16 protein-coding genes and 1 tRNA gene are annotated in these 23829 nt (G+C 67.9%); 5 read left to right on the forward strand and 12 right to left on the reverse strand.

The annotated features are described in order from the left end of the window. Nucleotides 1-209: 209 nt before the first annotated feature. Genes AC07YH_RS07370 through AC07YH_RS07380 form a run of 3 tightly spaced genes read left to right on the forward strand, consistent with a single transcriptional unit; the run spans nt 210 to nt 2904 of the window. A complete protein-coding gene (locus tag AC07YH_RS07370) occupies nt 210-1319 on the forward strand; it encodes a putative urea ABC transporter substrate-binding protein (RefSeq protein ID WP_494746347.1) in 1110 nt (369 codons plus the stop codon). 5 nt (nt 1320-1324) lie between these two features. Continuing rightward, a complete protein-coding gene (locus AC07YH_RS07375) occupies nt 1325-2140 on the forward strand; it encodes an ABC transporter permease (RefSeq protein WP_494746348.1) in 816 nt (271 codons plus the stop codon). Continuing rightward, complete coding sequence (locus AC07YH_RS07380; protein ID WP_494746349.1) at nt 2140-2904, forward strand: ABC transporter ATP-binding protein; 765 nt, start codon at nt 2140-2142, stop codon at nt 2902-2904. The genes AC07YH_RS07375 and AC07YH_RS07380 overlap by 1 nt, the downstream gene beginning before the upstream one ends. Nucleotides 2905-3150: 246 nt before the next feature. Here the strand turns inward: AC07YH_RS07380 and atzF are convergent, their stop codons facing one another. The 5 genes from atzF to AC07YH_RS07405 are packed head-to-tail and all read right to left on the reverse strand — an operon-like array spanning nt 3151 to nt 10478. Beyond that, on the reverse strand, nt 3151-4923 hold the full coding sequence (atzF, locus tag AC07YH_RS07385) for an allophanate hydrolase (protein WP_494746350.1): 1773 nt from the start codon (nt 4921-4923) through the stop codon (nt 3151-3153). Then, the gene (gene uca, locus AC07YH_RS07390) at nt 4920-8543 is read right to left on the reverse strand and encodes an urea carboxylase (protein ID WP_494746351.1); all 3624 of its coding nucleotides are present in this window, start codon (nt 8541-8543) and stop codon (nt 4920-4922) included. Before uca ends, atzF begins: the two co-directional genes overlap by 4 nt. A gap of 10 nt (nt 8544-8553) precedes the next feature. Then, the gene (locus AC07YH_RS07395) at nt 8554-9180 is read right to left on the reverse strand and encodes an urea amidolyase associated protein UAAP2 (protein ID WP_494746352.1); all 627 of its coding nucleotides are present in this window, start codon (nt 9178-9180) and stop codon (nt 8554-8556) included. Between the two features lie 9 nt (nt 9181-9189). Then, on the reverse strand, nt 9190-10014 hold the full coding sequence (locus AC07YH_RS07400) for an urea amidolyase associated protein UAAP1 (RefSeq protein ID WP_494746353.1): 825 nt from the start codon (nt 10012-10014) through the stop codon (nt 9190-9192). After that, complete coding sequence (locus AC07YH_RS07405; protein WP_494746354.1) at nt 10011-10478, reverse strand: CopG family ribbon-helix-helix protein; 468 nt, start codon at nt 10476-10478, stop codon at nt 10011-10013. Before AC07YH_RS07405 ends, AC07YH_RS07400 begins: the two co-directional genes overlap by 4 nt. Nucleotides 10479-10852: 374 nt before the next feature. On the opposite strand from AC07YH_RS07405, the gene AC07YH_RS07410 reads away from it, so the two are divergent. Further along, nucleotides 10853-11506, forward strand: a complete 654-nt coding sequence (locus AC07YH_RS07410; protein WP_494746355.1) for a sugar transferase — start codon at nt 10853-10855, stop codon at nt 11504-11506. A gap of 134 nt (nt 11507-11640) precedes the next feature. On the opposite strand, the gene AC07YH_RS07415 is transcribed toward AC07YH_RS07410, so the two are convergent. The 6 genes from AC07YH_RS07415 to AC07YH_RS07440 all read right to left on the reverse strand — a co-directional run bounded on the left by AC07YH_RS07415 (nt 11641) and on the right by AC07YH_RS07440 (nt 20305). Continuing rightward, nucleotides 11641-11714: transfer RNA gene (locus tag AC07YH_RS07415), tRNA-Cys, on the reverse strand. A gap of 199 nt (nt 11715-11913) precedes the next feature. Next, nucleotides 11914-12861, reverse strand: a complete 948-nt coding sequence (locus AC07YH_RS07420; RefSeq protein WP_494746356.1) for a UDP-glucuronic acid decarboxylase family protein — start codon at nt 12859-12861, stop codon at nt 11914-11916. 131 nt (nt 12862-12992) lie between these two features. Continuing rightward, nucleotides 12993-15227: a TonB-dependent receptor domain-containing protein gene (locus AC07YH_RS07425; protein WP_494746357.1), complete on the reverse strand. Its 2235-nt coding sequence runs from the start codon at nt 15225-15227 to the stop codon at nt 12993-12995. Between the two features lie 97 nt (nt 15228-15324). Beyond that, a complete protein-coding gene (locus AC07YH_RS07430; RefSeq protein ID WP_494746358.1) occupies nt 15325-15843 on the reverse strand; it encodes a DUF6702 family protein in 519 nt (172 codons plus the stop codon). Continuing rightward, entirely contained in the window at nt 15840-18254 is a 2415-nt protein-coding gene (locus tag AC07YH_RS07435; protein ID WP_494746359.1) for a M1 family metallopeptidase, read from the reverse strand. The genes AC07YH_RS07430 and AC07YH_RS07435 overlap by 4 nt, the downstream gene beginning before the upstream one ends. An 83-nt stretch (nt 18255-18337) precedes the next feature. After that, nucleotides 18338-20305, reverse strand: coding sequence for a TonB-dependent receptor (locus AC07YH_RS07440; RefSeq protein WP_494746360.1), 1968 nt, complete (start codon nt 20303-20305; stop codon nt 18338-18340). A gap of 145 nt (nt 20306-20450) precedes the next feature. Between AC07YH_RS07440 and AC07YH_RS07445 the strand changes: the two genes are divergently transcribed. Then, nucleotides 20451-21512: a sterol desaturase family protein gene (locus tag AC07YH_RS07445; protein ID WP_494746361.1), complete on the forward strand. Its 1062-nt coding sequence runs from the start codon at nt 20451-20453 to the stop codon at nt 21510-21512. Here the strand turns inward: AC07YH_RS07445 and AC07YH_RS07450 are convergent. Further along, on the reverse strand, nt 21509-23815 hold the full coding sequence (locus AC07YH_RS07450; RefSeq protein WP_494746362.1) for an acyl-CoA dehydrogenase: 2307 nt from the start codon (nt 23813-23815) through the stop codon (nt 21509-21511). The two genes, AC07YH_RS07445 and AC07YH_RS07450, sit on opposite strands and share 4 nt — an antisense overlap. Between the last annotated feature and the right edge of the window lie 14 nt (nt 23816-23829).

The following is a 23829-nucleotide window of genomic DNA, read 5'->3' on the forward strand; positions in this document are numbered from 1 at the left end:
GAGCAAACGCCGCCAGGGCTGTGGCGGGGCGACACCGGAGAACGGCGCGTGAAGCGGCGCCGAGGGCTGGATCGGCCTGCTTTTTCGGCAGAACGACCGTGATGAAAACACCGCCGCCATGCGTCGTCGGTATTACGATTGCGGCAACTCGTAATATGGAAAACGCTCCCCTCAGCGAATTTTGGCAGCAAATTCGGAGGGAGCCGCTGATGAGCATCCAGTTCAACCGCAAGCGTTTCATGGCGGCCTTGGCCGTGTCGGCCCTGGCGCTGGCCTCGTGTGGCCCCAAGAGCGCCGACAAGACCGCGCCGGCGGCGACCGCCGAGGCGGCCAAGACCGAGTACAAGATCGGCTGGACCATCTATGCCGGCTGGATGCCATGGGCCTACGCCCAGCAGTCGGGCATCGTGAAGAAGTGGGCCGACAAGTACGGGGTGAAGATCGAGCTGGTGCAGATCAACGACTATGTGGAGTCGCTGAACCAGTACTCGGCGGGCAAGCTGGACGGCGTCACCGCCACCAACATGGACGCCCTGACCGTGCCGGCCGCCGCCGGCAAGGACACCACCGTGGTGATGATCGGCGACTATTCCGACGGCAATGACGGCGTCATCCTGAAGAACGGGACCAGCCTGGCCGACCTGAAGGGCCGCCCGGTCAACCTCGTCGAGATGTCGGTCTCGCACTACCTGCTGGCCCGCGCCCTGGAAAAGGCCGGGCTGAAGATGAGCGACGTCAAGACAATCAACACCTCGGACGCCGACATCGTCGCCGCCTTCGGGGCGGCCGATACCAAGGCCCTGGTGACCTGGAACCCGCAGCTGTCGGAAGTGAAGAAGACGCCCGGCGCGACCGAGGTCTTCGACAGCTCGAAGATCCCTGGCGAAATCCTGGACGGCCTGATGGTCAGCACCGAGGCGCTCAAGGCCAATCCGAACCTGGGCAAGGCCCTGACCGGCATCTGGTACGAGACCATGGCCCTGACCGTGGCCCAGACGCCGGAAGGCAAGGCGGCCCGCGAGCAGATGGCCAAGCTGTCGGGCGCGGACCTCGCCAGCTTCGAGAGCCAGCTGAAGACCACCCACCTCTACGCCGATCCGAAGTCGGCCCTGGCGGCCACGGTCAGCCCGGACCTCGTCACCGCCAACGACCGCGTGCGCAAGTTCAGCTTCAGCATGGGCCTGTTCGGCCAGGGGGCGAAGTCGGTCGACGACATCGGCATCACCTTCCCGGGCGGCAAGACCCTGGGCGATCCGAAGAACGTCAAGCTGCGCTTCGACACGACCTACGTGCAGCAGGCCGCCGACGGTAAGCTCTAGTCCTCATGCGCCTCCTCAACGTCAGGCCCCGGGGCGGTCTTGCGGTCCTGCTCGGGATGATCCCGCTGCTGGCTGCGGCGCTGCTCTACCTGATGGCCTCCCAGGCCCGTCATGCGGAGAACCCGCGCGACAAGCTGCTGCCGACCCCGACCGCCATGGTCGAGGCCGTGCAGCTGATGGCCAGGGTCGATCCGCTGACCGGCCACGCGCCGCTGCTGGTCGACACCCTGGCCAGCGTGGAGCGCATCGGCCTGGCCCTGGTCATCGCCACGGCGCTGAGCCTGGTCCTGGGCCTGGGGCTTGGCCTGCTGCCGTTGCTGCGCGCCAAGTTCGGGCCGCTGGTGGCGGCGATCGCGGTGATCCCGCCGATCGCCGTGCTGCCGATCCTGTTCATCGTCTTCGGCCTGGGCGAGACCGCCAAGATCGCCCTGATCGTCATCGGGGTGACGCCGGTCATGGTCCGCGACCTGGCCGCCCACGTCGCGGCCATCCCCGAGGAGCAGCTGGTCAAGGCCCAGACCCTGGGCTCCAGCACCTGGCAGCTGGCTCTGCGCGTGGCCTTGCCCCAAGCCATGCCGCGCCTGATCGACTCCTTGCGCCTCTCGCTGTGCCCGGCCTGGGTCTATCTGATCTCGGCCGAGGCGATCGCCGCCGACACGGGCCTCGGCTACCGCATCTTCCTGGTCCGCCGGTATCTCTCGATGGACATCATCCTGCCCTACGTCGTCTGGATTTCGATCCTGGCCGTGGCGATGGATGTGACGCTGCGGCTGATCGCTCGCCGCGCCTACCCCTGGGCCTATCCCGAGAGGGCGCGCTGATGGCCGGCCTGCTAACCTTCCGTAACGTCTGGGTCGAGTACGGCGACAAGGTCGTGCTCGAGAACGTGGACCTCTCGATCCAGCAGGGCAGTTTCGTCTCGATCGTCGGTCCGTCCGGTGCCGGCAAGAGCACCTTCCTGCGGCTGATCATCGGCCAGGAGAAGCCCACGCGCGGCGCCATCGATCTGGACGGCGACAAGCTGCGCGCCGAGCCGGGACCTGACCGGGGCGTGGTGTTCCAGAAGTACTCGGTGTTCCCGCATCTGTCGGCCCGCGACAACGTCGTGTTCGGCCTGGACTGCGCGGGTTCGCCTCTGCTGGGCAAGCTGTCGGGCGCGCGTCGCCGCAAGGCGCTGGAGGAGGCCGACGCCATGCTGGCCGCCGTGGGTCTTTCAGACAGCGGCGACCTCTATCCGGCCAAGATGTCGGGCGGCATGCAGCAGCGCCTGGCCATCGCCCAGGCCCTGATCAAGAAACCCCGCATCCTGCTGCTCGACGAACCGTTCGGGGCCCTCGATCCCGGCGTGCGTCTGGACATGCACGAGCTGATCACCGGCCTTTGGCGCGACAACGGCCTGACGATCATGATGGTCACTCACGACATCAAGGAGGCCTTCAAGCTGGGCACCCGCGTCCTGGCCTTCGACAAGCGCCGCCGCGATCCACATGCGCCGCATCGTTACGGTGCGACGGCGGTCTACGACTTCCCGCTGGACAAGCCGGGCGCGGTGGGGCCGGAGGCATTGGCGGGGCTGGGCAAGTAGCTGCGATGTTGCGCTGCAGCATCGCCTCTTGTCGTGACAACGTTGTCATCATATATGGGTTGTGTCGCGAGGAAATGTCCTCGCCAGTTCGCAACCCGGAAAGTCCGATGTTCAGCCTGATCTACTACACCGTTTCGGCCCTGAAGGCCGCTCGCGCCTCGGCCTAAAGCCGTTTTCCGTCTCGGACGGTACTGAAAAGCCCGCGAACCAGTTTCGCGGGCTTTTTCGTTGTGCGGTGCGAAGTGGTTAGCCCGCGAGCGACGCGATATAGGCTCGCCAGCCGCCCAGGTGGGTGATGTCAGTCGCGCCGTCCAAGGCGCGGGGCTCGGCGACGAAGCCCTTCACCGAGGTCCCATCCTCCAGGGTCACGGTGCCGATCGCGAGCGGAGCGGGCACTTCGGCGGTGAAGCTGCCGAAGGCCTCGACGTCCAGTTCGTAGACCTCGACCAGGATCGAGCTGCCGCCGTCTCCGACATGCACCAGCGCTGGTTTGGGCGGGGTCGAGTTGGCGATGGCGTACAGCTTGTAGGCCGGCGCGGTCCTGGTGGCCGTGACGAGGCGAGCCTCGCGCGAGGTCAGCTGCCAGTGCAGCGGCATGCCGCCGAGATGCGCGCCGACCACGGCCAGCTTGATGCCGGGCTTGTGGGGCGTCAGGTCCAGCGGGGGCGTGTCGGCCATGGGGAAGGTCTCCAGATAGCGCGTGGCCAGGTCCAGCAGGGCGCGGTCGGCGAAGGCGGGGCCTACGAAGGTCACGCCAAAGCCCGTGCCGTTGGCGCGGAAGCCGGCCGGGACGGCGAGGGCGCTGAGGTCCAGCAGGTTCACGAAGTTGGTGTAGAGGCCGAGATTGGCGTTCAGCGCCAGCGGCTCGGCCTTCAGTTCTTTCAGCCGGTAGATGGTCGGCGTGGTGGGCAGGAAGAGGACATCGGCGACGTCCCAGATCGCCTCGGCCGCGCGGCGATAGCCTTCCAGGGCGTAGAGGCCCTTGAAGGTCTCGACGCCGGTGACGGCCAGGCCGCCTTGGACGATGGCGCGAACGGTCGGCTCGATGGCGCTGGGCGCGGCGCGTAGCAGGGGCTCCACGGCGGCGGTGCGCTCGGCGACCCAGGGGCCGCTGTAGAGCAGCTTGGCCGCGTCCAGCAGCGGCGCGATGTCGACCTCGACGGCGACGCCGCCAGCGGCTTCCAGGCGGGCGATGGCGGCGGCGTAGAGGGTCTCGGACTCGGTGTCGCCGAAGAAGATCCGCTGCTCGGGCAGGGGGATCGCGAAGCGCGGGCCTTTGATCGGCGCCTCGGGCAGGCGGCGGGAGTAGTCGTCCTCGGGATCAAAGGCGGCCAGCACCTTGTCCACCCGCGCCGCGCCGGCGAGGTCGGCGGCGAAGACGCTGATGCAGTCCAGCGAGCGGCAGGCAGGCACGAGACCGCGCGTGCTCCAGCGGCCCTTGCTGGGCTTCAGGCCCACTAGGTGGTTGAACGCCGCCGGCACTCGGCCCGAGCCGGCGGTGTCGGTGCCTAGCGAGAAGGCGACAAGCCCGGCCGCCACCGCCACCGCCGAGCCGGAGCTCGAACCGCCGCTGACGAAGGCCTGGTTGAACACGCAACGCGGCGCGCCGTAGGGGCTGCGGGCGCCGACAAGGCCGGTGGCGAACTGGTCGAGATTGGTCTTGCCGATCAACACCGCCCCGGCCGCGATCAGGCGCTCGACGACCGTCGCCGAACGCTCGGGCGTATAGGCGAAGGCTGGGCAGCCGGCCGTGGTCGGCAGATCGCCGACGTCGATATTGTCCTTCACCGCGAACGGCACGCCGGCCAGGGGCAAGGTCTCGCCGGCAGCGATCCTCGCGTCCACGGCGCGGGCCTGGGCCAGGACAGCCTGGGCGGGCAGGCGCAGGATCCAGACCTGGGGCTGGATCAGGTCGTACGCGGCGACCGCATCCAGCGTGGCCTGGGCGATCTCGACGGCGCTCGTACCGGCGTTCACACGCGCGGCGATGGCCTCGACGGAGAGGCGCTGGAAGCTCACGCGGCGGCCTCCAGGTCCGGGGTCACGGCGATGACCGGCGCGCCGGCGGCGATCGACTGCGAGGGCTGGGCGTAGACGGCGCTGACCACGCCGGCCACCGGGGTGTTGACGTCGCACTCGGCCTTCATGGCTTCGATGATGGCGATCACCGCGCCGGCCTCGACCCGCTGGCCGGGCTCGACCAGCACCTTCCAGACATTGCCGCCCAGCGGAGCCTCGACCAGGTCCGCGCCGGGCGGGACCTCGACGGCGGCCGTTTCTTCCTCAGCGTCGGCGACGCCCGACAGCGCCTCGACCCGCGCGAACTCGCCCTTGGCCTCCCAGTCGGCGCGCTCGGCGTCGAAGGCGGCCTGGCGGGTGGCCTGGAAGGCGGCGATGCTGTCGGCCTCTTCGGCTAGCATCCGGCGATAGTCCGAGAGGCGGAAGGTCTCTTCCTCGATGCGGATCTGGCGGCGGCCCAGCGGGAAGTCGCGCCGCCAGTCGGTCAGCTCGTCGGCGCTGACCGGGAAGAACCTGATCTGGTCGAAGAAGCGCAGCAGCCAGGGCTTGCCGTCGGTGAAGGCCTCGGTCTGCCGCCAGGTGTTCCAGACCTGGATCGTGCGGCCGAACAGCTGGTAGCCGCCCGGACCCTCCATGCCGTAGATGCACATATAGGCCCCGCCGATGCCGACCACGTTCGGCGGCGTCCAGGTGCGGGCAGGGTTGTACTTGGTGGTCACCAGGCGATGGCGCGGGTCGACCGGCGTGGCCACCGGTGCGCCCAGATAGACGTCGCCCAGGCCCATGACGAGGTAGCGGGCGTCGAAGACGATGCGCTGGACGTCCTCGATGCTGTCCAGGCCGTTGACCCGGCGGATGAACTCGATGTTGTCCGGGCACCAGGGTGCGTCGTCGCGCACGGCCTGCATGTACTTGTCGATGGTCTGGTAGATCGCCGGGTCTTTCCACGACAGCGGCAGGTGGACGACGCGCGACGGGATCTCGAAATCGTCCAGCCCGCCCAGCCGGTCCTCGGCGGCGACGAGGATTTCCAGCAGCTTGGCCTGGGGCAGGCGGCGGCTGTCATAGTGCACCTGCAGCGACCTGATGCCTGGCGTCAGGTCGATCACGCCCTCCAGCGTCTGGGCCTGGAGGTCCAGCAGCAGGGCGTGGATGCGTAGACGCAATTCCAGGTCCAGCACGATCGGGCCGTACTCCACCAGCAGGTGCTGATCGCCCTGGCGGCGATAGAGCACGCGCGGGCGGTGGCCGTCCTGGGGCAGCTCGTGGAGGATTGGGCTGGTCTGTTCGTCCACCGGCGGCGCGGCGGGGGCGCGCGAGGCCGCGAGGTCGGCGATCAGCGCTTCCTGGGCGTCCAGCGCCGCGGCGGCCGTCGCGTCGTCCACCACGGCGAAGCGGACGGTGTCGCCCGGCGCCAGCTGGCCGGCTTTCCACAGGTCGGCCTGGATGATCACGAACGGGCAGACGAAGCCGCCCAGCGATGGGCCGTCCGGGCCCAGGATGATCGGCATGTCGCCGGTGAAGTCTACGGCCCCGATGGCGTAGGCGTTGTCGTGGATGTTCGACGGATGCAGCCCGGCCTCGCCGCCGTCGCGTCGCGCCCACTCGGGCTTGGGCCCGACCAGGCGCACGCCCGTGCGGTTGGAGTTGTAGTGAACCTTCCAGTCCGTGCCGCCGATCATGGCGACGTCGGCGGACGTGAAGAAGTCCGGCGCGCCATGTGGGCCGGGCAGGACGCGGATGGACCATGTCTTGGTCGTCTCGGGGCGCAGGTCGTCCGCAAGCGCGGTCGCGGCGGTCGCGCCGGTGGGCTCCAGCAGCCGCAGCGCGTCGCCGGCCGTCAAGTTGCGTCCCGCGTGACCGCCGAAGCCGCCCAGGGTGAAGGTCGAACGGCTGCCCAGATATTCCGGCACGTCCAGGCCGCCCTGGAACAGCAGATAGCCGCGCAGGCCCGCCTCGACGGCGCGACCGATCTTCAGCACCTGGCCCGCCTGGACCTGAAGGGGCGCATAGGGCTCGACCGGCGCGCCGTCCAGGCGGGCGTCGAAGCGCGCGCCGGTCAGGCACACGATGGCGGCGCGGTTGAACTTCAGCGTCGGGCCGAGGGCGGTGATCTCCAGCCCGGCCGCATCCTCGCCGTTGCCCAGCAGGCGGTTACCCAGCCGAAACGCGAAGGCGTCCATCGGCCCAGACGGCGGCACGCCGACGTCCCAGTAGCCTTGGCGGCCAGGCCAGTCCTGAACCGTGGTGGCGGGACCGCCGCTGAGTACCTGGATGGTGTCGGGCGTCCAGGCCACGGTCTCCAGGGCGCGGGTCGAGACCTGGCCGCTCGTGAACGGCTCGCTACGGACCACGGCGCGCAGCCAGTCCAGGTTGGTCTCGATACCGGCCAAACGCGTGTCGTCCAAGGCCTGCCGCAGGGCCTCGACCGCCGCTTCGCGATCCGGTGCGGTGACGATCAGCTTGGCCAGCAGCGGGTCGTAGAAGGCGCTGACCTCGGTCCCGTCGACCACCCAGCCGTCGGCGCGAACGTCGTCCGGGAAGGCGACCTGGGTCAACACGCCGGAGCTGGGCCGATAGTCCTGGGCCGGGTCCTCGGCATAGAGCCGCACCTGGATCGACGCGCCTCTGGGCTCGGGCGGCGGGACGTCGAGGAAGGCGAAGTCGCCCGCCGCGCCGCGCACCATCCACTCGACCAGATCGACGCCGGTCACCTGCTCGGTCACGCCATGCTCGACCTGCAGGCGGGTGTTGACCTCCAGGAAGAAGAAATCGTCGCGGTCGGCGTCATACAGGAACTCCACCGTACCGGCCGAGAGGTAGTTCGCCGCCTGAGCCAGGCGCACGGCGGCGTCCAGCAGGGCCGCGCGGGTGGCGGCGGGCAAGCCGGGGGCGGGGGTCTCCTCGACGACCTTCTGGTTGCGGCGTTGCAGGGAGCAGTCGCGCTCGCCCAGGGCCACGACCTTGCCGGCGCCGTCGCCGAACACCTGCACCTCGACATGGCGCGCCTTGCGGACATAGCGCTCCAGGAAGACGCCGCCGTCGCTGAAATTGCCGGTGGCCAGGCGCTGGACGGCCGCGAAGGCCTCCTCGACGGCCTCGGGGCTCTCGCAGACCCGCATGCCGATGCCGCCGCCGCCGGCCGTGGCCTTCAGGATCACCGGGAAGCCGATGCGTTCCGCCGCCGCCAGCGCCGCCGCCGGATCGACCAGCAGGTCGGTGCCGGGCGCCAGCGGCACGCCGTGGGCCTGCGCCAGGTCGCGCGCCGTGTGCTTGAGGCCGAAGGCGCGGATGTTGTCCGCCGTCGGCCCGATGAAGGCGACGCCCGCTTTTTCGCAGGCCTCGGCGAACGCCGCGTTCTCGCTGAGGAAGCCGTATCCCGGATGGATCGCCTGGGCGCCCGTCGCCTTGGCGGCGGCCAGTACGAGATCGGCGCGCAGATAGCTCTCGGCGGCCGGGGCAGGGCCCAGGCGCACGGCTTCGTCGGCCAGTGAGACATGCAGCGAGCCGGCGTCGGCGTCGCTGAACACGGCCACCGACTTCACGCCCATGGCCTTCAGGGTGCGGATGATGCGGCAGGCGATGGCGCCGCGATTGGCGATCAGGACCTTGTCGAACATGAGCTTGGTCCTACTGGGCGATGATCATGCGCACCGGCGTCGGGTCGAAGCCGTTGCAGGGGTTGTTGATCTGCGGGCAGTTGGAGACGACGACGATCACGTCCATCTCGGCGCGCAGGTCGATATAGAGTCCGGGCGCGGAGATGCCGTCGACAATGCCCAGCGCGCCGTCCACCTCGACGGGGACGTTCATGAACCAGTTGACGTTGCTGACCATGTCGCGCTTGCCGCGACCCTGGCTGGCGTTGGCGACCAGGAAGTTCTCGACGCAGGCGTGCTGGCTCTTGGTGTGATGGCCATAGCGCAGGGTGTTGCTCTCGCACGAGCAGGCCCCGCCGATGGTGTCGTGATAGGCCACGGCCGTCGCCGTCACCGTCATCATCGGCGCGCCTTCGTTGGACAGCAGCACCGAGCCCTCGCGCAGGAAGATGTTCTTCTGGGCGGCGATGGTGTCCTGGGCGCTGTAGCGTTCGGCGTCGTCGGCGGCGCTGTAGGCCAGGAAGTCGACGGCCTGGTTGCCCTCCAGGTCGACGATGCGCAGGGTCTGGCCGGCCTTCACCTCGTGCAGCCAGGGCGCGCGGGCGGGGACGACCTCGTCGTGGACGATGCTGCCGAGGGGAGGGGGATCGAACGCCATGACGGGGCCTCAGCGCGAGAAGTAGTCTTCGACGTTCAGGAAGGCGCGCAGGCCTTCGGGCGTCGCGTTGCGGATCGGGTCGTTCTGCGGCGTGACCGGGCCGCGCCAGGCGGTGGCGCGCACCGGGGTGACGGCGTAGGTCTCGCGCGGATCCAGCACGTGGGGGCAGTTGGCCAACGCCACGATCAGGTCCATCTCGGCGCGCAGGGTCAGGGCGCGGCCGGGCGCGTACGGGCCGACATCGATCACCGTCTCGCCGCCCTGGCCGACGCGGACCTCCTTGAAGAGGTTCAGGCAGGGATGGATGTCCTTGCGGCCCAGGCCGAACTTGGCGACGCCCAGCGAGAAGCGGTCGCGGGCGTTGGGATGGGCGCCGTGGTTGAAGCCGTCGCCGTACTTGCGGGCGTTGCTGGCCGGGTTCGAGGCGCCGCAGAAGGCGTCGTGGGTTCCGGCCTCGTCCTCGACGATGCTGGCCAGCACCCGGCCCATGTCGGACAACAGTAGCCGGCCTTGGCCCAGATAGCCGTTCCACTGGACCTTCAGGGTGTCGGCGATGTTGAGGCGCTCGATAGGACGCTCGGCATTGAAGATCAGCAGCGAGACGGCCGCATCGCCGGCCAGGTCCGTCAGGCGCAGGCGCGCGCCCCGGGCGATCTGGCGGCTGGCGTAGCCGCCTGGCGCGATCGTCTCGTCCCAGACCAGGTCGGCGGCCGCGACGCCTGGCGGCAAGTCCGTCGCGGCGCTGGCCGGCACGGTCGGCATGGCCTCGACCTTCGTCCCGGCCTGGGCGCGGGCATGGGCCTGGGCTGCGTAGGGAGTCGCGGTGTCGCTCAAGAGCTCTCTCCGTCGGGCTCGTCGCCGTGGAAGTGCAGCGGCGGCAGCAGGGCGGTGGTGGTGACAAGCTTGATCTGCTGGACGCCGCGCACCTTGCGCAGGTCGTCGCACAGCTGCTGGAGCCGCTCGGAGGGGCCTTGGACCAGCAGGACCTCCATGGCCTGATCGTCCTCCAGGAAGACGTTCTGGGCCGAGATCACCTCTTTCACATAGCCGAGCTGGGTCTGGGCCAGGGCGTGACGGACCCGGCCGCTTTCAGCGCGGTAGATCAGGGTAATGGTGCCGGCCAGCACCGCGTCGGGGCGCTCGCCGCTATGCTCGGCCAGCTCGTGGCGGATCAGCTCGGCGATCATCTGCGAGCGGCTGGGCAAGCCGCGCTCGGCGACCATGGCGTCGAGCTGGGCCATCAGTTCGGCGGGTAGGCTGATGCTCAGCCGGGCCAGGTTGGAGGAGGAGGCGTCCATGTCGGCATCCGTTCGTTGATATTACGAAGGATGCAATACGTAATACTGATGGCGTGGCGACGCGAGCGCCGGCGCCCGGCATTTGGGCGGCCCGCGGCTGATCCTTGAGCATTGCCGCCAGACAGCGCGTCCACCGCAAGATGTGGTCAGTCAGCTCATCGAGCAGGTCACAGCTCAGCTGGCGTCCATGGCGTTCTTGGCTGGCACGTCGCTTGCAAGCGTAGCGCTTGTTGCTCCGCGGTGTTTCAAAATCGCTGCAGTGCAAAAAAGTATCGTCGCCAGCGCTGTCCAGCGTTGTCTGACGAACATTGATTTAGTAAACGTATTCTAAATCTCGGGCGAAGACCCAGAACGTATAGCCTGGTGGGGATCTTGTGATGATCGTATCTAATCCGCCCGCGGAACAGCGCAGCTACGTGGCGAAAACACAGCCGGTGGCTAAGAATCCGCTCAAGAGGGTCATGGATGTGTTCGTGGCGGGCGGCGCTTTGCTGTTCTTCGCGCCGCTCCTCCTGATCGTAGCCCTGCTGATCAAGCTCGAATCGCGTGGCCCGGTGTTCTTCCGGCAGGCGCGAGGCGGGCTGAACGGCCACGCCTTCACCATCTTCAAGTTCCGCTCCATGCGGGTGCAGGAGAATGGCGACAAGGTCGTCCAGGCGCGTCGCGATGACGACCGGATCACCATGGTCGGCCGTATCATCCGCAAGACCAGCATCGACGAACTGCCCCAGTTGCTGAACGTGCTGAAGGGCGACATGTCGATCGTCGGCCCGCGTCCTCACGCCCTGGCCCACGACGCGCAGTACGGCGCCGTGATCGCCAACTACCACCTTCGCTTCCGCGCCCGTCCCGGCCTGACTGGCCTGGCGCAGATCAAGGGCCTGCGCGGCGGCACCAATGCGGTCGAGGCGATGGCCGCCCGTGTCGACGCCGACAACGAGTATATCGAGCGCTGGACGTTCGGTGAGGACGTCCGGATCATCCTGATGACCGTGCCGCACCTGCTGATGGCCGAAAACGCCTACTAGGTCCGCCTGACAAAACGTCCTTTGAGGCCGCGAGGAAGCGTAGAGCGCCTCGCGGCCAATTGTTTTTATGACCTGTCGCGCGGGCGCGCGAGGCCGCTGCGTGCGGAATATCGACATCGATGTAGGTGGGTTTTTGGAGGCCCGGCCCGGAATCGAACCGGGGTGCACGGATTTGCAGTCCGCTGCGTCACCACTCCGCCACCGGGCCATCCGGGTCGACGACGCAAATCACGTCGGCGGGGGAGGGCGTTCGATACAGGAGCCTTATCGGGGCTGCAACTTCGAATTTTCGCGATCGCGTCATTGGCGACAGCCAGCGACCTTGATCGATATTTCCAGGGTTGTTCGGGGCGATCCGGTATCCGCACTTCCGTGACGCCAGGCCGGCCTGTCCCGATCCTGCACAGCTAGGCCGCTTTCAAGAGCCCGTCGAAGTACTCGATCGTCCGCATCAGGCCCACCTTCAGCGGGGCGGTCGGGGTCCAGTCCAGCACCTGCTTGGCCAGGGTGATGTCGGGCTGGCGCTGGCGCGGGTCGTCGGAGGGCAGGGGACGGTGGACCAGCGCCGATTTGCTCCCGGTCAGCTCGACGACCAGATCGGCCAACTGCTTCATCGTGAACTCGACCGGATTGCCCAGGTTGATCGGGCCGGTCACGTCGTCGCCGGTGTTCATCAGCCGCATCAGGCCGTCGACCAGATCGTCGACATAGCAGAACGAGCGCGTCTGGTTGCCGTCGCCATAGAGGGTGATGTCCTCGCCCTTCAGCGCCTGGACGATGAAGTTCGAGACCACGCGCCCGTCGTTGGGGTGCATGCGCGGGCCGTAGGTGTTGAAGATCCGCGCCACCTTGATGCGCAGCTTGTGCTGGCGCCAGTAGTCGAAGAACAGGGTCTCGGCGCAGCGTTTGCCCTCGTCGTAGCACGAGCGGATGCCGATCGGGTTGACGTTGCCCCAGTAGCTCTCGACCTGCGGGTGGATGGCCGGATCGCCGTACACTTCCGAGGTCGAGGCCTGCAGGATCTTGGCCTTCACCCGCTTGGCCAGGCCCAGCATGTTGATGGCCCCATGGACGCTGGTCTTGGTCGTCTGCACCGGATCGAACTGGTAGTGAACCGGGCTGGCGGGGCAGGCCAGATTGTAGATCTGGTCGACCTCGACATAGAGCGGCATGGTCACGTCGTGGCGCAGCAGCTCGAAGCGCGGATTGGAGAGGTTCTGGGCCACGTTCTGGCGCGAGCCCGTATAGTAGTTGTCCACGCACAGGACTTCGGCGCCGGTTTCCAGCAGACGGTCGCAGAGGTGGGAGCCGACGAAGCCTGCGCCGCCCGTCACCAGGATTCTCTGCGTGTGCATGGACGGGCCGACCTTTCAGGGACTCGAAGAGAGTCGTCTCCCCAGTTGTACAGCCGGGCTTTCCAGACCGTCGAGCCCTCCGAGCGAGACCGGCCGCTGCAACGGAGTCGCAGGGCCGGCCGATCTGTCCGCTACATCGGGCCGACGCCGCCCGGGTTGGTCTGGAAGTCGAAGGCCGGTTCGCGGCCGCGACGGCGCGGGTCGGGAGCGCCGGTTCCGCCGAAGGCGTAGGTGACGCCGACGAAGATGGCCCGCAGGTCCAAGTCGAGGGCGCGGCGGTCCTTCAGGGCCGGGGTGTCGATGACCAGCTTGTCGCCGAAGGTCTTCAAGGCGTCCTGCACCGTCACGACGCCGGAGACGCGGTCGCTGAACTTGTGGCGGTAGCCCAGCAGCAGCATGCCGGTCGGCGCCTTGTAGCCCTGCGGCGTCAGGCGCTTGCCGGTGGCGAAGCCGCTGATCTGCAGGAAGTCCTTGGGCGTGGCCTGCACGTTGATGGCGGCATAGCCCGAGACGGTCCAGGCCGAGCGCTTGTCGGGGAAGCCCAGGTCGGTGGCGCCGATCTCGTTCCAGAAGGCGTTGCCGCTGATCGTGTACGAGATCTTGGGCGTCAGGCGGGCGTTGGCGACCAGCTCCAGACCGCCGCTGCGGCTCTTGGCCAGATTGGCCTTGGTGGTCAGCAGCACGCCGTCGCCGATGTCGCGGATCACGTCGGTGACGCCGTCGCGGGCCTCACGGAAGTACACTGTGCCCTGATAGTAGTTGTAGCCCTTGCGCAGCTGGTAGGCGACCTCGAACGAGTCCGTGGTCTGGGGCTTCAGGCGCGGGTCGCCCTGACGGTAGTTATAGGGGTCCTGATAGATCCGGTACGGATTCAGGTCCTGGGCCGTGGGGCGCTGGATGCGGCGGCTGTAGCTGGCGTTGATCTGACGGGTGTCGTCGAGCTTGTACTGCACGTGCAGGGAAGGGTAGGCGCGCAGGTAATCGTAGCTATCCTTCAGCTTGCTGGTGACCTGGTTGGTGTCGACCGTGACCTCCTCGATCCGCAGGCCCGGCATGACCGTCAGGTCGCCGATCGGACGGCTGTAGGTGACATAGGCGGCGTGGACCGTCTGGTCGTACTTGAACTGGTTGGTCAGGGCCGGATCGACCGCCAGGGCGCCGCCCGTCGGGCCACGGGCGCCGTAGTTGTCGTAGTCGTTGTTGTCGACCTGCAGCTCATAGCCGGTAACCAACTTGGCGCCGCCGGGCAGGGGGCGCTTGTACTCGGCCTTCAGGCGGCTCTGGACCAGCTCGTCGCCGATGCTGACGTGCTCGACATAGTTCGAGACGGCCGGCAGCTGGTTGAAGCCGTTAGCATCCGTGGTCTGGCGATCGCGAGTGCGCTCGACGCTGGTGTGCAGGGTGAACTCGTGCTCATCGCCGGAGAACTTGTGGCGCAGGTCGCCGGTCAGGCCACCCACCGACTTCTTCATGTGGCCGTCACTGAGGCGCTGGTAGCGGACGATCGGCGTCCCGTTGACGTCCTTGCCCTCGTACGAAGAGCCGGCCTTGGAGTCGTAGGCGGTGTCGGTGTAGCGGGCCTCGGCGCTGAGGCGGGTCTGCTTGTCGAGGTCGTAGTCGACGCCGGCGCGGGCGTTGTGCGACTGGCCCTTGCTGTTGAAGCCGACCTTCTGGTGGCTGTCGGCGTAGCGGCCGGTGGTCGGGTCCAGGCGCGAGCGGTCGTCCTCGATCGAGCCCTTGGCCTTGTCGCGACGCCAGCCGGCGTCGGCCGACAGGGTCAGCTGCTTGGTGTTGCGGGCCAGGCTGATGCTGGCGTTCTTGCGGCCTTCAGTGCCGAGATTGGCGCGGACCGAGCCGGTCGTGCCGACGCCGCGCTGCTGCTTGGTGATCAGGTTGATGATCCCGGCCGAGCCCTCGGGGCTGAAGGCGGCCGACGGGTTGGTCATCACCTCGACGCGCTCGAACTGGCTGGCGGGGATCTGCTGCAGCACCTGGCCGCGATTGTCGCCCTTGAACATGCCCGACGGCTTGCCGTCGATCATGATGGTGACGTTGGGATCGCCGCGCAGGCTGACATTGCCCTGCACATCGACCTGCACCGAGGGGACGTTGCGCAGCACGTCGGCGACCGAGCCGGTCGTGGCCTGCAAGTCCTTGCCCAGGCTGTAGCTGCGGCGGTCGATCGAGGTCTTGATGTTCTGGGCGGCGGGGGCGGTGATGGTCACGCCCTGGACCTGGTTGGACGGCTCCTTCTTGGCCGGAGCAGGCGTCGTCGCCGTAGACGTGGTTTGGGCGAAGGCGGCGGTGCTGATCGCGGCCAGGCCCGTGGCGGCCAGGAGTGCGGCGCGGCGGGTCGTGAAGGTCATGGAAGGTCTCCTCTGTTGCGAGGAACCTGCCGCAGCGACTCAAAGCGTTGCAGTGCCGGGCGTCAGGCCCGCGAGGTGACGTTTGTCATGTCGGCTTTCAGTTGGCCGGATCGACCGCGTCCAGGGTCTGCGCGCCATCGCCGGCGTTGAACACCAGGGTGCGGGTCACGCCCAGGCGGCGGACGTTCACCTGGTTGACCTCGTCGCCATAGACGTCGGCGAACATCGAGGCCTTCACGGCGACCTCGGCCCGGGCGTCGGCCGGCGCGATCTTGCCGGAATACTGGAAGCGGACGTCGTCGGCGCCCAGGGTCATGTCCTTGAGCGTCAGGCCGACCAGGGCGCCGTTCACCGCCACGGCGAAGTGCTCGCCCATATAGGTCTTCAAGGCGTCGATGGCCTCGGGATCGTCCAGGCTGGCCTGGGCGTCGGGGGCGATCACCGCCAGGGCCGGCTCGGCGTCGTGCGTCGGGATCCGGTGGCTGACGGTGACCGCGCCGGTCTTGGCGTCGATCTCCACGACGCTCAGCGCGCCGTGGCCGCGATGCGCGGCCGCCGGAAGCGGGGCGAGCACAAGGCCCGCCGCCGCGAAGAGGGCGGCCGCGCGCGCGATCACTTCGGACCTTCGTCCTTCTTGGGATCGGCCGACGGGAAGGTGGCGAGGCCACCCGGCTCGACCTTCATGTTGGCGTCCTTCATGCGGTTCGCCTGGTCGGGGAACTTCTGCATCTTCAGCGTCATCGGGGTGATGGCGCCGTCATAGACGTTGTTGCCGCGATCGGCGTCGGCGGTTTCCCACAGCGGGTCGATCTCGGCGTCCTTCAGCTCCTTGCCCGTCACGTACTGCCACGTGACCTGCTTGGAGTTCTTGCGCCAGATCTCGGCCGGGATGCGGACCGTCTCCGTCGTGCCGTCGGTGAAGTCCATCTTCAGGATCACCGGCATCACCAGGCCGCCGATGTTGCGGAAGCTGAAGCGGTAGAAGTTGTCCTTCAGGTCCTGGGCGGACTGTTCCTCGGGCGTTAGGTCCTCGCGAGCGGTCTTGGCCTTCTTGCGGGCGCTGTCGAAGACCGAGAACTGGTCGTTCTGGTCGTAGAAGTCGCGGACCTTGGGGTCACGTTCGGCGACGGTCTGGCCCTTGTTGTTGGCCGCGGTGCGCGATTCCGGCTCCTTGCCGTCCGCCGCCTTGCGCACGGCGGCCTCGGCGTCGGGATCGCCGCTGTCGAGGCGGGCCTTGACGATCTTGTCCAGCGAGATGTCGACGTGGTCGGTCGAGTAGAACCAGCCGCGCCAGAACCAGTCGAGATCGATGCCCGAGCTCTCTTCCATGGTGCGGAAGAAGTCGTACGGCGTCGGGTGCTTGAAGCGCCAGCGGTTGGCGTACTCCTTGAACGCGCGGTCGAAGAGCTCGCGACCCATCACCGTCTCGCGCAGGATCACCAGGGCGGTGGCCGGCTTGGAATAGCCGTTCGGGCCGAACTGGATGACCGAGTCCGACTGGGTCATCAACGGCACCTGGTCCTGGCTGACCATGTACTCGACGATGTCCTTGGGCTCACCGCGACGCGACGGGAACTTCTTGTCCCACTGCACCTCGGCCTGGAACTCGAGGAAGCTGTTGAGGCCCTCGTCCATCCAGGTCCACTGACGCTCGTCCGAATTGACGATCATCGGGAAGTAGTTGTGGCCGACTTCGTGGATCACGACGCCGATCAGGCCGTACTTGGCGCGCTCGGTATAGGTGAGGGCGCCGGTCTTCTTGTCCTTCACCGGCCGCGGGCCGTTGAAGCTGATCATCGGATATTCCATCCCGCCGACCGGGCCGTTGACCGACTGGGCCACCGGATAGGGGTAGGAGAAGGTGAAGTCCGAATAGACCTTCAGGGTGTGGGCGATCGACTTGGTCGAATAGGCGTCCCACAGCGGGCGGGCCTCCTTCGGAAAGAAGGACATGGCCATGACCAGCGGGTGGGCGGCGTCGCTCTCCTGCTTCACGCCCAGGGCGTCCCAGACGAACTTGCGCGAGCTGGCCCAGCCGAAGTCACGGACGTTGGTGGCAGAGAACACCCAGGTCTTCTCGGTCTTGGCCTTGCCCTTTTCGGCCTCCACGGCCTCCTCGGGGGTGACGACATAGACGGGCTCGGCGGCGGTGCGGGCCTTGGTCAGGCGGTCGCGCTGGGCGGCGCTGAGCACGGCGGCCGGGTTCTGCAGCACGCCCGTGGCCGAGACCACGTGGTCGGACGGCACGGTCAGGGCGACGCGGTAGTCGCCGAACTCCAGGGTGAACTCGCCCGAGCCGAGGAAGGCCTTGTTGTGCCAGCCCTCATAGTCCGAATAGACGGCTAGGCGTGGGAACCACTGAGCGCCCTCGTAGATGCAGTTGCCGTCCTCGCCCTTGCCGGTGAAGCACTCATAGCCGCTGCGGCCGCCGACGACCTTGTTCTCGACCATCGGCAGCGTCCACTCGATGGTCAGCTTGGTCTCGCCGCCATTGGCGCGGACCGCGGCCGGCAGGTCGACGCGCAGCAGGGTGTCGACGACGGTGAACTTCAGCGCACGGCCCGAGGCGTCCTTCACCGACTTGATGGTGAAGCCGCCTTCCCAGTCCTTGAAGCGCTGGATGCGGCGCACCTGGCCCAGGCTGATGGTGTCGCCCGAGACGGTCTCGGTCAGCTTGCTGATCGAGTCGCGCTTGTAGTCCTGGTCCAGCAACAGCCACAGATAGGGCAGGTTGTCCGGCGAGTTGTTCTTGTAGGTGATCGTTTCCTTGCCGGTCAGCAGCTTGGTGTCTTCGTTCAGGTGAACGGCGACGTCGTAATCGACCTTCTGCTGCCAGTAGCGATAGCCCGGCGCGCCGGCGGCGTTGCGATAGTCGGTCGGCGTCGGCCAGTCCTCGCCTTCCAGCTGGCGGAACTTGTCCTCGATCGGCGCCTTGGTCTGCTTGATGGCGTCGGCGTGAGCAACGGTGGAAGCGAGCGCGGCGGCGAGCACGCCGGCCACGACGTAGCGGATAGAACCCTTGGACATTCAGCCCCTCAGAACCCTGACAAAACCCCGCAGGGACCTTGGCAGGGCTCAGGCAAAAATCATCCCATTTTCGTGCGTTTGTGTCAGAAATTTATCTTGACGCCCGCGCGCACGGCACGGGGCTCTACAGGGTGGAAATGGACGTCGTCGACGCCGCCCGCCGGCTCACCGGGCAGGCGCGAGGCGTAGGCATAGGCGATGTCGTCCTTCCTGCTGTTGGTCAGGTTCAGGACCTCGATCATCAGGCTGGCCTTGCCGAAGTCCTGCACGAACAGCGCATTGACCAGGTTGGTGGGCTTTGAGCGTACGGAATTGTCCTCGATCAGAGGCGCGCCGCCCAGGCGGCGATAGGTCAGGGACAGGGTCGAGGCGTCACCGATCTTCCAGCTGGCGCCGCCACTCAGCACCGAGCTGACGGCGTTGGGGATGCGGTCGCCGTTGGTGAAACGGGCGTGGGTCCCAGCGTACGACGCGGTGATGTTCAGGCGCGCGGTCGGCCGCCAGTCGGCCAGTAGCTCGACGCCCTTGCGGCGGGTCGCGCCGGCGGCCTCGGTAAAGCCGGCGTCGCCGACATAGACCAGCTCGGAATCGACGTGCAGCGCCCAGGCGGCCGCCGTCAGGGTCAGGCCCTCGTGCTTCCAGCGCAGGCCCAGCTCGGCGCCGTCGGACGGCGATAGCAACGGCGCACGCTGGCTCGGATCGTCACCGACCGCCCCGCGCGCGTCGTTGGAGTGGAAGCCGCGTCCGGCGTCGGCATAGAGCTCGAAGGTCTTCGACATCCGCCAGGCCAGGGCCAGCTTGGGGCTGACCAGCAGATCGCTGACGTCGCCGGCGTTGCGCGGATCGCCGGCCCTCACATCCGCGCCCATGGCGTCGGCGCGCACGCCGAGGGTGGCGTCCAACTTGCCGAAGGACCGGGAGGCCTCGCCCCACAGCGCCGTCGACCATTCGGTCAGGGCGTCCTGGCGCACGGTCTCGCGGCGCGCGCGGGCGGTGGTGCGGTAGAGGCCGACCTTGCCGATGTCATCGATCCGGGCCGAGACGCCGGTGCGGGCGCTCCAGCCGTCGCCCAAGGTCCAGCGCTTGGTCAGCGAGCCGCCATAGATCCAGCGCTGGTCGGCCTGCTCGAACTGGTCGCCATGGATCGGATCGTCGAGGAAGTAGGTGAAGTTCGAAAAGAGATCGAGCTTGTAGCGCTGGACATAGACCACGCTGTCCAGGCCGCGCAGCAGGTCGCGGCGGCGGGCCGACAGGATGTAGCGCGAGGTTTTGCCACCGTCGGTCTTGTCCACCGCATCGAGATAGCCGAGCCGGCCGTCCTCGACCGCGCGGCGGGGAATCTGGTCGGTGGCGTTCCAGTCGGCGTCGTAGGCGATGGCGGTGATCGACCAGCCGCCGACGATGGCGCGGCCCAGGAGGTTGATCTTCTTGAGGTCCTCGGGGTTCGTCCAGGCGCCGCGCGCGGTCGAGACGTCGGCGGCGACCAGCACGTTCTGGCTCAGGGCCTTGGAGCCGACGGCGCTGTAGTAGTCGTTCTGCCCGATCCAGGCCTGCAGGCCGTCGCCATGCAGGTGGTCGGCGGTGTCGAAGGCCACCGCGCCGGCCGTGGCGAAGTCGCCGTTCTCGGCCGAATAGGGGCCCTTCTTGAAGCCGATGTCGTGCACGAACTCCGGCGTCAGGACGTTCAGGTCCAGATAGCCTTGGCCGTGCCCGTGGCTGGGCAGGTTCAGCGGTACGCCGTCCAGCGAGGCGGAGAGATCGGTGCCGTGGTCCAGGTTGAAGCCGCGCAGGAAGTACTGGTTGGCCTTGCCGGCGCCCGAGTGCTGGGTGGCGGCCAGGCCCGGCACGGCCTCGATCAGTTCGCCCGGACGCAGCAGCGGCCGCACGGCGAAGTCGGAATAGCTGATGCGGCCTTCGCTGGCCGAAGTCGCGCGGCCGAAGTCGTTGGCGCGGCGGCCCCAGACCGAGATCGCCTCGACCTCCTGGGCTTGGGCCAGGACAGGCGCCGAGGCGGCGGCGAACAGGACGAGCAAGGCGGCGGAACGAACCATCCTCGGCTGTTAGGCGAGCGAGGCGGTTTGGACAAGTTTCGGGCCATCCTCACCCGAAAGTTGCCCCGCCACACCAAGTTTTAACGGCGCTTTGGCATCAATGGCCGCCTGTAAGTCCAAGGGAGCGGGGCGTTTGAAACCTGCGGTGCTTCAATCGGCGGCGGAGATCGGCATCGAGCCCACGGGGCCGCGTGGCCTGGGCCGCATCGCGCTGGTCGCCGGTTTCTTGGCCTATGCCGCCGCCGCGGGCGCGGCCTGGTGGCTGTCCCTGCGCCTGATCCCGGCCGAGCTGACCCTGACGATCCTGGGCAAGACCCTGCACACGGACTCGGCCCACGACCACCTGAACAACATCTTCCTGGTCTTCCTGCTGCTGCCGACGGCGCTGTGGATCGAGTGCGTGGTGGTCGGCTGGCCGCAGAGCTCGTTGCGCCAGCTGCTGTTCGCCCGCACCCCGTCGCTGAACACCGACCTGGCGGTCTTCATCCTCGGCCAGGGCCACGTGACCGACATCATCGGCCGAATCCTGATGCTGGGCGCCTCGATGATCTCGGGCGCTTGGATCCACGACGCGATCGCGACCCACACCGGCGTGAACCTGGGCCCGCCGCCATTGCCGTTCCTGCTGCAGCTGCCGCTCTATTTCGCGCTCTACAGCTTCTTCGACTATTGGACCCACCGGACGGACCACACCAAGTTCATGTGGCCGCTGCATCGCTATCACCATTCGGCCGAGGACTTCGGCGTGGTGACCTCGGGCCGCCAGCATCCGGTGACCTTCACCGCCATCTTCGTCGTCAACCTGCCGCTGGCCGTGCTGGGCGCGCCGGGCGAGGTGATGATCTATGTCAACGTGCTGGTCGTGGCCCTGGGCTTCCTCATCCACTCCAAGATCGAGTCCGATTGGGGCTGGGTGGGGCGCTGGGTCGTCCAATCGCCGAACCATCACCGCGAGCACCACAAGCTGGACATGAGCCGACCCACCGGCCACTTCGGCATCGCGCCGATTTGGGACCGGCTGTTCGGCACCTGGTATCAGGACAAGCCGGACCCCAAGCTGGTGATCGGCGTCGACACGCCCTACAGCCACGGCTTCTTCGTGCCGCGCGACATGCTGCGCGACTACGTCCACTTCTGGATGGGCTGGTTCGGCGGTCGCAGCGACGGGCCGGACTCGGACCTGAAGTGGCTGGGGCGCAAGCGCTAGGCCGTCGGGCCCTCGCCGAACGAGCGGGGCTCGGTCACGACTGAAGGCTCCGCGATCGGCTTCGGACGTTTGGCCGGCTGGGCCGTTTCCACGGGACGGGGCGACAGCTCCTCGGCCGCGAAGTCGTCCACAGCGACCACGGCCGCCACGGCCTGATCGGCGGCGTCGAGGGCGGCGATCTCTTCCGGCGTCAGCAGGTTCTTGGCCAGGCCGTCCTTCCAGTGGCGCACGCCCTGGTCCTTCAGGCGGTCGTGGATCGGCTGGGTGGCGACCACGCGCTCGAAGGCGTCGATCAGTTGGCCAATGGCCTCGTCCTTGCCGCCGACATAGACGCCCTCGATCAGGCGGTCACGAGTCTGCGACGGATGCTGCAGCAGCTCGGCGCAGGCGCGGGTGACGTGGTCCGACGGTCCGCGACGGGTCCCGAACGGCAGCACAGCCGCGCGCAAAAGCCAGCCGGCGAAGCGGTTGGGCAGGTTGGCGAACACCTCGTCCAGGCGCTGTTCGATCGTGGCGAAGGCGGTCTCGGCGCACCATTGCAGCAGCGGGAAGTCGGCGTCCGGCCGGCCGTCGTCCTCCCAGCGCTTCAGGGCGCCGGACAGGAAGTACATCTCCGACAGGATGTCGCCGAGGCGCGCCGACAGCATCTCCTTGCGCTTCAGCTCGCCGCCCAGGGTCAGCAGGGCGATGTCCGAGGTCAGGGCGAAGGCGGCGCTGTAGCGGCCGAGCTTGCGGTAGAATCGAGCCGCGCGACCGGCGTCGGGCGCGGGCGATAGCGCGCCATCGGTCCAGGCGCGAGCGGTGGCGCGCAGGCCGTTGCGCAGGGCGTGGACGACGTGCTTCCAGAAGGTCTCGTCGAACGCGGCCAGGCCCTTGGCCTCGTCCGCGTCGCCCAGGGCCAGGATTTCCTGCAGCATGTACGGGTGCGCGCGGATGGCGCCCTGGCCGAACACCATCAGGCTGCGGGTCAGGATATTGGCGCCCTCGACCGTGATGCCGACCGGCAGGGCGCGGTACTGGCTGCCCATGTAGTTGCGCGGGCCTTCCATGATCGCCTTGCCGCCGTGGACGTCCATGGCGTCGTTGACGGTGATCCGCATGCGCTCGGTCGCGCCCGACTTCATCATCGCCGAGATCACCGACGGATGCTTGCCCAGGTCCAGGCCCGCACAGGTCAGCCGGCGCGCGCCGTCGACCAGGTAGGCGTTGCCGGCGATGCGGGCCAGGCGCTCCTGCACGCCCTCGAACTTGCCGATCGGGATGCCGAACTGCTGGCGCACGCGGGCATAGGCGCCGGTGGTCATGGCGCTGTAGGCCGCCGCCGCGCCGGACATGGCGGGCAGCGAGATGCCGCGTCCGGCCGCCAGGGCGGTCATCAGCATCTTCCAGCCCTGGCCGGCGCGCTCGGCGCCGCCGATGATCAGGTCCAGCGGGATGAAGACGTCCTCGCCCCAGTTCGGACCGTTCTGGAAGGTCTGGAAGGCCGGCAGGTGGCGTCGCCCGATCTGGACCCCGGCCGTGTCGGTGGGAACCAGCGCGCAGGTGATGCCGATATCTTCCTCGCCGCCCAAGAGGCCGTCGGGATCGCGCAGCTTGAAGGCCAGACCCAGCACGGTGCAGACCGGACCCAGCGTGATGTAGCGCTTGTGCCAGTTCAGGCGGACGCCCAGGACGCTCTCGCCCTTCCAGGTCCCGCGCGTGACCACGCCCTCGTCGACCATGGCGCCGGCGTCCGAGCCGGCCTCGGGGCTGGTCAGACCGAAGGCGGGAACCTCGCGGCCGTCGGCCAGGCGGGGGAGCCAGTAGTCCTGCTGTTCCTGGGTGCCGAACCGCACCAGCAGCTCACCCGGGCCGAGCGAGTTGGGCACCATCGCCGTGACCGCCGCCGAGGTCGAGCGGGTGGCGATCTTGCGGACGATCTCGGCGTGGCCGAACGCCGAGAAGCCCAGGCCCCCGAACGCTTTCGGGATGATCATGCCGAAGAACTTCTCGCGCTTCAGGAAGTCCCAGACCTCGGGCGGCAGGTCGCGCGTCTCCCAGGTCATCTTCCAGTCGTCGAGCATGGCGCACAGGGTGTTCACCGGGCCGTCGAAGAACGCCTGCTCCTCGGGGCTCAAGGCCGGCTTGGGATAGGAAAGCAGCTCGTTCCAGTCCGGATCGCCGGTGAACAGGCTCGCATCCCACCAGGTGTCGCCGGCCTCGATCGCGTCGCGCTCGGTTTCCGACAGGGCGGGCAGCACGCCCTTGGCCCACTGGTAGATCGGGCGGGTGATGGTGTCCCGGCGGAAGGAAGAGCTGATCATGACGCGGCCTCGCT

The sequence above is a fragment of the Caulobacter sp. GW456-12-1-14-TSB4 genome (assembly GCF_059424195.1).